At 70.6% G+C, this 11,584-nt stretch carries 9 protein-coding genes; 5 read left to right on the top strand and 4 right to left on the bottom strand.

The window, feature by feature from the left end; genetic code table 11:
- The 3 genes from IEY93_RS38260 to IEY93_RS18200 form a co-directional block, all read left to right on the top strand.
- Nucleotides 1-428: carbohydrate ABC transporter permease (locus IEY93_RS38260; protein WP_229691243.1), on the top strand; the 428-nt coding region annotated here is incomplete at its 5' end.
- Entirely contained in the window at nucleotides 412-1,356 is a 945-nt protein-coding gene (locus tag IEY93_RS18205; protein ID WP_189164275.1) for a carbohydrate ABC transporter permease, read from the top strand. The genes IEY93_RS38260 and IEY93_RS18205, both read left to right, overlap by 17 nt.
- Nucleotides 1,357-1,513: 157 nt before the next feature.
- Nucleotides 1,514-3,151 (top strand): GH39 family glycosyl hydrolase, encoded by a 1,638-nt coding sequence (locus IEY93_RS18200; RefSeq protein ID WP_189164274.1) that lies wholly within the window; start codon nucleotides 1,514-1,516, stop codon nucleotides 3,149-3,151.
- Between the two features lie 50 nt (nucleotides 3,152-3,201).
- Here the strand turns inward: IEY93_RS18200 and IEY93_RS18195 are convergent, their stop codons facing one another.
- The 3 genes from IEY93_RS18195 to IEY93_RS18185 all read right to left on the bottom strand — a co-directional run bounded on the left by IEY93_RS18195 (nucleotide 3,202) and on the right by IEY93_RS18185 (nucleotide 7,602).
- A complete protein-coding gene (locus tag IEY93_RS18195) occupies nucleotides 3,202-5,433 on the bottom strand; it encodes an ATP-binding cassette domain-containing protein (RefSeq protein WP_229691247.1) in 2,232 nt (743 codons plus the stop codon).
- A 340-nt stretch (nucleotides 5,434-5,773) separates the two neighbouring features.
- Nucleotides 5,774-6,655 (bottom strand): ABC transporter permease, encoded by an 882-nt coding sequence (locus tag IEY93_RS18190; protein WP_189164273.1) that lies wholly within the window; start codon nucleotides 6,653-6,655, stop codon nucleotides 5,774-5,776.
- A complete protein-coding gene (locus IEY93_RS18185; RefSeq protein ID WP_189164272.1) occupies nucleotides 6,652-7,602 on the bottom strand; it encodes an ABC transporter ATP-binding protein in 951 nt (316 codons plus the stop codon). Before IEY93_RS18185 ends, IEY93_RS18190 begins: the two co-directional genes overlap by 4 nt.
- 123 nt (nucleotides 7,603-7,725) lie before the next feature.
- On the opposite strand from IEY93_RS18185, the gene IEY93_RS18180 reads away from it, so the two are divergent.
- Nucleotides 7,726-8,631 carry a MerR family transcriptional regulator gene (locus IEY93_RS18180; protein ID WP_189164271.1) on the top strand — a complete coding sequence of 302 codons (906 nt, stop codon included), beginning with the start codon at nucleotides 7,726-7,728 and terminating at the stop codon, nucleotides 8,629-8,631.
- A 74-nt stretch (nucleotides 8,632-8,705) separates the two neighbouring features.
- Here IEY93_RS18180 and IEY93_RS18175 read toward each other — a convergent pair whose 3' ends face one another.
- A complete protein-coding gene (locus IEY93_RS18175) occupies nucleotides 8,706-9,929 on the bottom strand; it encodes an acyltransferase family protein (RefSeq protein WP_203968673.1) in 1,224 nt (407 codons plus the stop codon).
- A gap of 350 nt (nucleotides 9,930-10,279) precedes the next feature.
- On the opposite strand from IEY93_RS18175, the gene IEY93_RS18170 reads away from it, so the two are divergent.
- Nucleotides 10,280-11,530, top strand: coding sequence for an acyl-CoA dehydrogenase family protein (locus IEY93_RS18170; protein ID WP_189164269.1), 1,251 nt, complete (start codon nucleotides 10,280-10,282; stop codon nucleotides 11,528-11,530).
- The last annotated feature ends 54 nt before the right edge of the window (nucleotides 11,531-11,584 follow it).

The following is an 11,584-nucleotide window of genomic DNA, read 5'->3' as shown; positions in this document are numbered from 1 at the left end:
CCACGCTCATCTCCATCGGGGTGATGGTGACGTGGGCGTTCACCGGCTTCAACATGCTCATCTTCTACGCCGCGCTCAAGGCCGTACCGCGTGAACTGTACGAGGCGGCCGCGATCGACGGTGCGAACGAGTTCCAGATCGTCCGCGCGATCAAGCTGCCGGCGCTCCGCGGATCGCTGATCGTCACGATCATCTTCTCGATCATCGGGACGTTCCAGATGTTCAACGAGCCGCAGATCCTGCCCTCGATGGTGGCCGGCAGCGGTGTCACCACCTTCTACACGCCCAACCTGTACGCCTACAACCTGGCCTTCACCGGATCCCAGCAGGGCTACGCGGCGGCACTCGCGCTCGTCATGGCGGCGATCACGATCGCCGTCGCCTACGCCGTCCAGATCAGGGGGTTGCGGAATGCGTCCGACAAGTAGCCGCCGAGCGGAGGACGCGAACGCCTCCGGAACGCCGAACCGCCGCCCCGGCCGTCGCGCCCGCCGGCTTCCCACGGTGGAGAACCCCGGCAAGAGCGCGACCCTCACCGTGATGACCGGGCTGTTCACCCTGTACTGCCTGCTGCCGCTCGCCTGGCTGGTCATCAACGCGACCAAGTCGCAGGCCGACTTCGTGTCGACGTTCGGGCTCGCCCCCGGCCGCGAGTTCGCCCTGTGGGACAACATCGTGCAGGTCTTCTCCTACCAGGACGGGATCTTCTCCCGGTGGCTGCTCAACACCGTGCTCTACGTCGTCGTCGGCGCCACCGTGTCGACCTTCCTGGCCGCGCTCGGCGGGTACGCCCTGGCGAAGCTCCACTTCACCGGCAAACGGGTGTTCCTCTTCGTCGTACTGGGCTCGATCTCGGTCCCCGGCATCGCCCTGGCCATCCCGCAGTTCCTGCTGTTCGCGCACATCGGCATGACCAACACCCCGTGGGCGATTCTCGTCCCGTCCTTCATCAACCCGTTCGGCCTGTACCTGATGTGGGTGTTCACCGCCGACGCCGTGCCGACCGGCCTGCTCGAAGCCGCGAAGATCGACGGTGCCGGGGAGTTCAGGACGTTCGTCCAGATCGCGCTCCCGCTGCTCGCGCCGGCCGGGGTGACGGTCCTGCTGTTCTCGTTCGTGTCGATCTGGAACAACTACTTCCTGCCGTTGATCATGCTGAAGGACCCCGCCTGGTATCCGCTGACCGTCGGCATCAACCAGTGGAACAAGCTGGGCTCGACGGCCGGGAGCGGGGCCCTCATCCAGAACCTCGTGATCACGTCCTCGCTGCTCACGATCATCCCGTTGATCATCGCGTTCCTCAGCCTGCAGCGGTACTGGCGGTCCGGCTTGTCGCTGGGCGCCGTCAAGGGCTAGGACCGCGACGCCGGCGTTCCCGGCCCGGCGTCCGCCCCTCCCGGTGGCCGCACGACGCGGTCTCCCGCGCGGGCCCCTTACCACCAGGGGCCGGCAGGAGAACGTGTGCGGCGCCGGCCATCTCCACCCGAACCATCCCGCGAAGAGAAGTGAGGCCATGACGAGCGTCGGTGTGTCCGGACCCCGGTTCCGGATCGACGGCAGGCTGTGCGACGAGAGCGTGCTTCCGCACACCTGGACCTGGTGCATCGGTGCCGGGCGGGCGAACGAGGCGCTGCGCGCGGACTGGCAGCGGCAGTTCGCCGAGGTCGTCGCCGCCTCGGGATTCCGGTACATCCGCTTCCACGGTGTCTTCCACGACGACATGTTCGTGTACCGGGAGAGCGACGGCGGCGGTTTCGGACCGAACGCACCGCTCGCCGAACCCGTCTACACCTTCAGTTACGTGGACAAGGTGTTCGATTTCATCGTGGACCAGGGCGTCCGCCCGTTCGTCGAGCTGGGCTTCATGCCGCGCGAGCTGGCGACGAAGACCGACACGGTGTTCTGGTGGGGCGCCCACTGCAGCCCGCCCAAGGACATGGCACGCTGGGTCGAGCTGGTCACCAGGTCGGTCGAGCACTGGATCGACCGGTACGGCCTCGACGAGGTGCGGCAGTGGCGGTTCGAGGTGTGGAACGAGCCGAACCTCGTACCGCACTTCTGGACCGGGACGAGGACCGAGTACTTCGAGCTCTACGAGCACACCGTGCGGGCGATCAAGCAGATCGATCCCGCGTTGCAGGTAGGCGGGCCCGCGACCAGCGTCTTCGTGCCCGACGACCGCTACAAGGGCGAGGTCGAGGACCGCTCCGCCATGCGTGAGACGGCCGCCGCGGCCGACGTGGACGCGCTCGACTGGCGCCCGGTGTGGATCGAGGAGTTCATCGCCTGGTGCGCCGAGCGCGACCTGCCGATCGACTTCATCTCCACCCACACCTATCCCACCGACTTCGCTTTCGGCGCCGACGGCGAGGCGGTGCCGATCACCCGGTATGCCGATGCGACCTTCGACGACCTGACCCTGCTCCGCGAACTGGTGAACAAGAGCCCGTACCCCGACGCGGAGATCCACATCACCGAGTGGTCGACGTCGCCGTCATCGCGGGACTTCATCCACGACACGCTGTTCGCGGCGACCTACATCACCCGGGCGTACCTGCGGTGCGCGACCCTCGCCGACTCGATCTCCTACTGGACCTTCACCGACGTGTTCGAGGAGGGCGGCGCCGGCATCGGGCCCTTCCACGGCGGGTTCGGCGTGGTGAACGAGGCAGGCGTGCACAAGCCCACCTTCCACGCGTTCAGGATGCTGGAACGGCTCGGCGACCGGCTGCTCCTGTCGACGCCCGACGGCGTCGTGACCCGCGACAGCCGGACGTCGGCCGTGTCGGCGGTGTTCTACAACTACCCGGACGACATGGCCCTCAAGGGGCTCCGCTCGGTGAACTCCTACCCGGCGACCCGCGAGCTGGCCGAGGTGGGGCCGAGCCGCAGGATCCACCACTCGATCGGCGGACTGGAGCCCGGCACGACGTTCCTCGTCGAGATCATGGACTGGGAGCACGGGAACCCCGCCGAGGCATGGCACCGGCTCGGAGCCCCCGTCAACCCGTCCCGCGCCGAGATCGACCACCTGAACACGGTCGCCGACGCCCTCCTCAGACACACCCTCACCGTCCCCCCCACCGGCATCCTCGACCTCGACATCGACCTCCCCCCATGGGCGGTGATGTCCCTCACCCAATCGTCCTGACCGCGCCGCCATGCCGCCCCTCAGGGATGGGAGGGGCGGTTGGGGCGGGGTTATTTCTGGGTGCCGACGTACTGGCGGAGGTGGTGGGCGGTGAGGGTGTCGGCGGAGGCGACCAGGTCGGACGGGGGGCCGGTGAAGACGATCTGGCCGCCGTCGTGGCCGGCGCCGGGGCCGAGGTCGATGATCCAGTCGGCGTGGGCCATGACGGCCTGGTGGTGCTCGATGACGATGACGGTGTTGCCGTCGTCGACCAGGCGGTCGAGCAGGGCGAGGAGCTGGTCGACATCGGCCAGGTGCAGGCCGGTGGTCGGCTCGTCCAGCACGTAGGTCGTGCCGTTCTTGGCCATGTGGATGGCGAGCTTGAGCCGCTGCCTCTCGCCGCCGGACAGGGTGGTGAGCGGCTGGCCGAGGCCGAGGTAGCCGAGGCCGACGGCGGCGAGGCGGTCGAGGATCACCCGGGCCTGCCCGGTGGGGAAGAACGCGCGGGCCTCCTCGACCGGCATGGCGAGCACTTCGCTGATGTTCTTGCCGCGCAGGTGGTACGCCAGCACCTCGGGGGTGAACCGCTTGCCCTCGCAGTCTTCGCACACCGACGCCACGCCGGCCATCATCGCCAGGTCGGTGTAGATGAGGCCGACGCCCTTGCAGCCGGGGCAGGCCCCCTCGGAGTTGGCGCTGAACAGCGAGGCCTTCACGCCGTTGGCCTTGGCGAAGGCCGTTCTGATCGGGTCGAGCACCCCGGTGTAGGTGGCGGGGTTGCTGCGGCGCGAGCCGCGGATCGGCGACTGGTCGGCCACCACGACGCCCTCGCGCCCGGCGACGTACCCGTGGATCAGCGAGCTCTTGCCCGAGCCGGCGACGCCGGTGACCACGGTCAGCACGCCGAGGGGGATGTCGACGCTGACGTCCCGCAGGTTGTGCAGCGAGGCGCCGGTGACCGGCAGCCACCCGGCCGGGGTGCGGGGCTTGTCGCGCAGCTCGGCGCGGTGGTCCAGGTAGCGGCCGGTGAGGGTGCCGGAGGCGCGCAGCCCGGCCAGGTCGCCCGCGTAGCACAGCTCGCCGCCGGCCGCGCCCGCGCCGGGGCCGAGGTCGGCCACGTGGTCGGCGATCGCGATCGTCTCGGGCTTGTGCTCGACCACCAGCACGGTGTTGCCCTTGTCGCGCAGCCGCAGCAGCAGGTCGTTCATCCGCTGGATGTCGTGCGGGTGCAGCCCGGCCGTCGGCTCGTCGAAGACGTAGGTGACGTCGGTCAGGCTGGAGCTGAGGTGGCGCACCATCTTCACCCGCTGGGCCTCGCCGCCGGACAGCGTGGCGGACTCGCGGTCCAGGCTCAGGTAGCCGAGGCCGATCTCGGTCAGTGAGTCCAGGGTCTCGCGCAGGGTGTCCAGCATCGGGCCGACGGAGGGGGCGCGGATGCCGCTGACGAAGGCGGCCAGGTCGCTGATCTGCATGGCCGAGCAGTCGGCGATGTTACGTCCGTCGATCGTCGCCGACAGGGCGGCGGGGTTGAGCCGGGCGCCGCCGCAGGCCGGGCAGCCGATCAGCTTGACGGCGCGGTCGGCGAACGCGCGGGCCTGCGGCTGCATCGACTCGCGGTCCTTGGCCAGGTAGGTCCGCCGCACCTTGACGATGAGGCCCTCGTAGCTGATGTTGTGCGTGCCGATCTTGACCTTGGTGGTCGGCTTGTGCAGGAAGTCCTCCCACTGCTGGGGCGTGAAGTCCTTCAGCTTGACCGCCGGGTCGTAGAAGCCGGAGTTCGCCATCACCTGCCAGTACCAGGTGTCGACGGCGAACCCCGGAACCTTGATCGCCCCGTCGTTCAGCGACAGCTCGCGGTCGACCAGCTCGTCGACGTCGATGTCGGAGACCTTGCCCAGGCCCTCGCACTCGGGGCACATGCCTTCGGCCCGGTTGAAGCTGAACGCGGCCGCCGGCCCGATCTGCGGGGTGGCCATGCGGCTGAACAGGATGCGCAGCATGGTGTAGGCGTCGGTGGCGGTGCCCACGGTGGAGCGGGCGTTGCCGCCCATGCGCTCCTGGTCGACGATGATCGCCGCGCTCAGGTTGCGCAGCGCGTCGACGTCCGGCCGGGGGCGGCTGGGCATGAAGTTCTGCAGGAACGCCGTGTAGGTCTCGTCGATCAGCCGTCGCGACTCGGCGGCGATCGTGTCGAACACCAGGGAGGACTTGCCGGAGCCCGAGACGCCGGTGAAGACGGTGAGCCGCCGTTTGGGGATGTCCAGGGAGACGCCCTTGAGGTTGTTCTCGCGGGCGCCGCGCACCTGGATGAGGTCGTGGCCGTCCGCGGCCGCGTGTGTCGTCTCGGCGGGCCGCCCGGCGGTGCCGGGCTCGCGCGGGTCGTCGTGGCGCCGTACGTCGTCTGCCTGCTGGGTGGGGATCACGGGACCTTCCAAGGTCGAGTGGTGGTTGCGTGAGGATAGGGGCCCGCACCGACAGAAACCGGCCGTGGCAGGCAGCGTCGAGCCGCCTGCCGGGTGAGGCGCGTCGGCGGCGCGGAACGCGGGAGGGAAAAGAGGTCGGCGCGAGACGGCGGAGCGGCGCCGGCCGGCGGGTCGACGCGGGCCGGCGCCGGCTCGTGAGGGAAAAACCGCAGGTAGCAGGCTACATCGCCCGGCGCATGGCCTTCTCGCGGCGGGCCGCCACCCGGGACCCGGACTCGCGCCGGGCCATGCGGCGCAGCACGAGCGGCGCGATCAGGAAACCGGCCACCGCCCACACGCCGAGGACGGCGATCGTCTCCAGGTGCCGCCAGGAGTCGCCGACCTCGGCGGCGGCCAGGGTGTCGGGGAGCAGGGCCGAGCGCAGGCCGAGGCCGAGCCAGTAGATCGGGAACGTCTGGCCCACCCACTGCAGCCAATCAGGGAGGGCGGTGAGCGGGTAGAACACCCCGGAGATCCCCATCAGCCCCATCATCGGCAGGGTGATGACGCCCACGTTCTGCGTGCCCTCGAACAGCGAGCCGATGACGGCGCCGAACGGCAGCATCGCGACCAGGCCGATCGTCATGACCCACGCCATGGTCAGCCAGGACGACACCTCGCCCAGCCGCAGGCCGTCGAACAGGAACGCCGCCGGGACCAGGGGGAGGAGCGCGCCCGCGACGGCCAGGCCGGCCCGGCTGACGACCTTGCCGGTGAGGTAGCCGAGCATGCCGTTCGGCGTGGCCTTGGCCCGCAGCAGCGTGCCGTCCTCGCGGTCGATGGTGAGCGCCATGGCCAGCCCCATCATGCCGTTGAGCACGACGTTCAGGCCGATGATGCCGGGGATGGACTGCGAGCTGAGCGAGAAGGCGACCCCGGGGACCTTCTGCCCCCTCATCAGGTACATCACCAGCAGCGCGATGACCGGGAGGAACAGCGCGCCCCAGATCTCCTGGGGGCTGGTCGCGCTCTGCCGGAACTCGATGCGGGCGCGGTGCAGACCGGCCCGGAAGGCGGCGGCCCGCGGGCTGCGGGAGACGGCGGGGGCGAAGGTCTCGCTCACGCGGACACCTCCGCCAGCTCGCCGGGGATCCCGGTGTGCCGCCCGGCCTCGAAGTCGCGCACCATGGCCAGATAGACGTCCTCCAGCCGCACCCGGCGGACCTCCAGGTCGCCGATGGCGTCGCCGTACCGCGCGAACAGGCCGCGGACGTAGCCGGTGGCGTCCTCGACCGACTCGGTGTGGAACTCGCCGTCCCTGCTGTAGCGCACCTCGGCCCGCCCGGTGACCCGCCGGGCCAGCTCGGCCGCGGTGCCGTCGGCGACGATCGTGCCGCCGGCCAGGATCAGGATGCGGTGGGCGAGCTTCTCGGCCTCGTCCAGGTCGTGCGTGGTGAGCAGGATCGTGGTGTCCTCCAGGTCGGCCAGCCGGCGCACCAGCTCGTGGAAGTCCTGCCGGGCCTGCGGGTCGAACCCGACGGTCGGCTCGTCGAGGAACAGCAGGTCGGGCCGTCCCACCAGGCCGATCGCCACGTCCAGCCGGCGCCGCTGGCCACCGGAGAGCCGTCCCGCGACGGCGTCCTCCCGCCCCGTCAGGCCGACCAGGGCGATCAGCTCGTCGGTGTCGTACGGCCGCCTGCGCGAGGGCGTGCTGTAGGGGACGTAGTAGCGGCCGAGGTGGTCCAGCAGCTCGCGCACCCGCCACTTGCCGTGGTCACGCCACGACTGCAGCACGATGCCGAGCCGCGCCCGCCACGCCTCGTCGCCGTGGCCGGGGTCGGTGCCGAGCACTCGCACCTCGCCCGCGGAGCGTCCGCGGAATCCTTCCAGGATCTCGATGGTCGTCGTCTTGCCGGCGCCGTTCGGGCCGAGCAGGGCCACCACCTCGCCGCGGCGCACCCGCAGGTCCACTCCGCGCAGCACTTCGGTGGAGCCGTAACGCATGTGGAGGCCGCGGGTCTCGATCGCCGCCTCTTCGGGTATCTCGTCGTCGTTGTCGCCCGAATTCATACCTTCGATTCTGTCATTGAAGTGCCCTCTTGAACTTTGCGCCGCCGATCAGCAGGCCGGGCAGGGCGTGGAGGCGGATAACCTTCAACTCGCCATGTAACGTTGGGCGGGAAGGCGAGGACGATGGGCGGCGGCGGAACGGGGGCGGGCCTGCGCCCGGTGGATCTGGCCCGGCTCGCCGGCGTCTCGCCGCAGCAGATCCGCAACTACGCCGACGACGGCATCCTGCCTCCGGTGCCGCGTACCCCCGCCGGTCATCGCAGATTCGGCGAGGAGCACCGGGCCGCCATGCTGACCTACCGCGCTCTCGCGCCCGGGTTCGGCTGGGAGGAGGCCCGCGCGATCATGCAGGCCGTACACGCCGGGCACGTCCCGCGCGCGCTGGAGATGATGGACGCCGGCCACGCGGCGCTGCACGAGCAGCGGCGCTCGCTGCGGGCGACCGGCGCGGCCCTGGAGGCGGTAGCGGCCCAGGACGCCGCGCAGGACGAGGTGACGCCGCAGCAGGGCGGGCGGGCGCGGGCCACCGGGCAGGACGGCGCGACGGCGCAGGGCGGTGGCCGGGAGGCGCGGGCGGCCCACGGAAATGCGGCGCAGGGGAGTGCGGCGCAGGGGAGTGCGGCGCAGGGGAGTGCGGCGCAGGCCCAGCGGGGGCTGCGCGTCGGCGAGGTGGCCGCGCTGCTCGGCGTGCGCACCTCCGCGCTGCGCCTGTGGGAGTCGGCCGGCCTGCTCGCCCCCCGGCGCGAGCAGTTCACCGGCTACCGGCGCTACGGCCCGGCCGACGTCCGGGACGCGCGCATGATCGACATGCTGCGGCGCGGCCGCTATCCGCTGCCCCAGATCAAGGAGATCATCGAGGGCCTGCGCCGGACGGGCGGCAGTGAGGCGTTGCGCACGGCGATCGCCCGGCGGCAGGGCGAGCTGACCCGGCGGGCCGCCGCGATGCTGCAGGGCGCGAGCCACCTGCACGCCTATCTCACCGCCACCGGTGCGATGCCCGGCATGCCGGAGACCGCCGCCGCCCGGTAGGGATGTCCCACGGGCGGAGGCGGTCCGGATCCACGCCCTCCGCGCCGCCACGGGTGCGGGAGGGCGTGGGGTGCTCAGCGGCCGGGCGGGGGCACCGGGTCGGCGGGCACCTTCTCGGGCAGGTCGTCGGAGGAGGAGGGTGGCATCGGCAGCGGCACCGCCGGAGCGGTCCTGCCTCCCCGCGTGGAGGCGAACCGCCGCATGATCGGCTGTTCCACCAGCGAGTACAGCGCCCACGACAGCGCCAGGGTGATGCCGACGAGCAGCGCCATGATGCCGAATCCCGCCCAGGTGCTCCAGCCCTGCGGGTTGCCGAACCACTGACGTACGTAGATCAGCACCAGGAAGTGCCACATGTAGAACGCGTACGACACCTCGCCGAGCCACACCATCGGCTTGCTGCCCAGCCAGCCGGTGCGCCGTTCGGAGTCGTTCACCGCGCCCGCGGCGATGATCAGGCCGAGCGGGATGACCGAGATGGCCACCACGTCGAAGGCGATCGGGACCGAGGACGAGACCGCGTACAGCAGGATGCCGATCGCCACCGCGCCGCCCAGGCCGACCGGGATCTTCCGGCCGGTCATGACGATCCGGGCCAGGATCATGCCGAAGACGAACTCCAGCATCCGCACCGGCGGGAACTGCATGACGAACCACATCTCCAGCTCCGTCATGGGGAAGCCGGGGATGGTCGGCTGCGCCGGGAGCAGCTTGGCCACGAACGGGGCGGCGAAGATGGCGGCCACGGTGAGGCCCGCGTACCCCCACAGCCGCTCGGCCTTGATCCGGCTGATGTAGCGGAGCAGCAGCGGGAAGCACAGGTAGAACAGTGCCTCACACGACAGCGACCACGCCGGCGAGTTGAGGGCCGTGCGGATGCTCAGCACCGGCACGTACGCCTGCAGCAGTGTCGCGTGCAGCAGCGCGACGCCGACGTCGATGGTCTGCTTGCCCACCCAGGCCACCAGGACCAGCGCGGCCAGCAGCGTGATGATGTAGTTGGGGTAGATCTTGAAGAACCTGCGGCGCAGGAACGACGCCGCGGTGTCGGAGGACCGCGCCGCGTACGTCAGCACGAATCCGCTCAGGATGAAGAAGTAGGAGACCGCCGCCCAGCCGCCCTGCACGACCGTCGACATGTACAGACCGGCGAACGCCTGGTCGGCGAACAGGGTCGCCCCGATGGCGTGGGTGAGGAACACCAGCCCCGCCGAGACGAACCGCATGCCGGTCAGCGACGGAAGCCGCGATGGCAGGGCAACGGGACGGGAACCGACGGATTGCGATAACTCCACCATGACGCACCTTCTCAAGTTCTGGCCGACTCGGGTTCGACGAGCGGACGGCCCGGCGTGCCCTTTCGCGCGGTCGATCGGGGGAGCCACCGTTCATCGATCGGCAGGACATGACGCTCGCACCCTGGGATACGGCGCCGCATTTTCCAGATTGCGGTCTTCGCGCCGGGGCGCGCCGGACGCCGGGGCAGGAGGAAGGCGACCCGCGCAGGTCAGGCCACCTTTCCCGCCGCCGGCGCTGCCCGGCGGCGCGGCACAGCGCATTCCAGGAGATGCCCGCGCCGCGGGCGGCGGGGAACGCTGGCTCTACGACACGGTTCCGCCGACCATCCGAGACGAAGGACTGCGCGCCGATGGCAGTGGCCACGAACGTTACCGAGCATGGAGTCGCGCTCCGGGGCGAACCCGCCCTCACCCCGGTGGAGATGGTGGCGCGGGCCGAGGCCATCGCGGCGACGCTGGTCGACCGCCAGGCCGAGACCGAGGAGCGCACCTTCTACGCCGAGGACACCCACGAGGAGTTCCGGCGGGCCGGCTTCTACCGGATCCTCGTCCCGCGCCGCTACGGCGGCCTGGAGTACGGGATCGACACGTTCATGCGGGTGGCGATGGCGCTGACCAGAGGCTGCCCGTCCACCGGCTGGATGTACTGCCTCGGCCACGCGCACGCCCTGGTCGTCGCCGCGCTGTTCGACGAGCGGGCGCAGGCGGAGATCTTCGCCGAGGGCGACTTCATCTGCCCGGCCACGGTGGCGCCGAGCGGTACGGCCGAGCGCACCCCCGGCGGTGACTGGGTGCTCAACGGCACCTGGCACTACAACTCGGGCTCGCCGTACGCCACGCACTTCATCGGGCACACCATGGTGTCCCAGGCCGAGGGCGAGCCGCCCGCGCCGATGATGTTCATCGCCCCGCGCAGCCAGTGGCAGCGCGTGCCCGGATCGTGGGGCAAGCAGCTCGGCCTGAAGGGGAGCGGCTCGCACAGCATCACGATGGAGAACGGCGTCGTGCCCGGCCACTTCACACTGGCCACGCACGTCAGCCAGGTCGACGTGTCCAAGGGCACCCCCGGGCGCGCCCTGCACGGCAACCCCGAGTACGGCGGCGGCCAGCTCAGCTTCATGGTCATCGAGGACGCCGCGCTCGCCGTGGGCATGGCGCTCGGCGCGCTGGACGCCTACGAGGAACTGATGCGCGACCGCTTCGCCATGTTCCAGTTCAACGTGCCCCGTACCAAGGACCCCGACTACCAGTACTGGTACGGCCAGGCGGCCGGCATGATCGCCACCGGCGAGGCGGCCGTGCTGAACGCGATCCAGCAGTGGATGGACATCTGCGCGCAGGGCCCGGCGGCGGTCACCAAGGAGCGCGAGATGCGCCTGGCCGCGATCTGCCACCAGGTCGTGGACCTGTGCTGGCACGCCGTGGAGAACTACCTGTTCCCGACGGCCGGCTCCAGCGCGGTGCGGCAGGGCGAGCGCATCGAGCGGGTCTGGCGGGACATGTCGATGTTCCACAGCCACGCCGGGTTCGCCGTCTTCCTGTCCACCATCGCCAAGCGTGAACTGGCCAAGGCCCGCTTCGGCGTGGAGGACGAGCACTGACCCCGTGGGCGGCGCGACCGCCCACCGTCCCGCGATCGGGGACCGGCCCGGCAG

This window comes from Sphaerisporangium melleum, from assembly GCF_014646695.1.
In the GTDB taxonomy this organism is placed as follows: domain Bacteria; phylum Actinomycetota; class Actinomycetes; order Streptosporangiales; family Streptosporangiaceae; genus Sphaerisporangium; species Sphaerisporangium melleum.
This window is presented reverse-complemented; position numbering and strand designations above follow the sequence as displayed.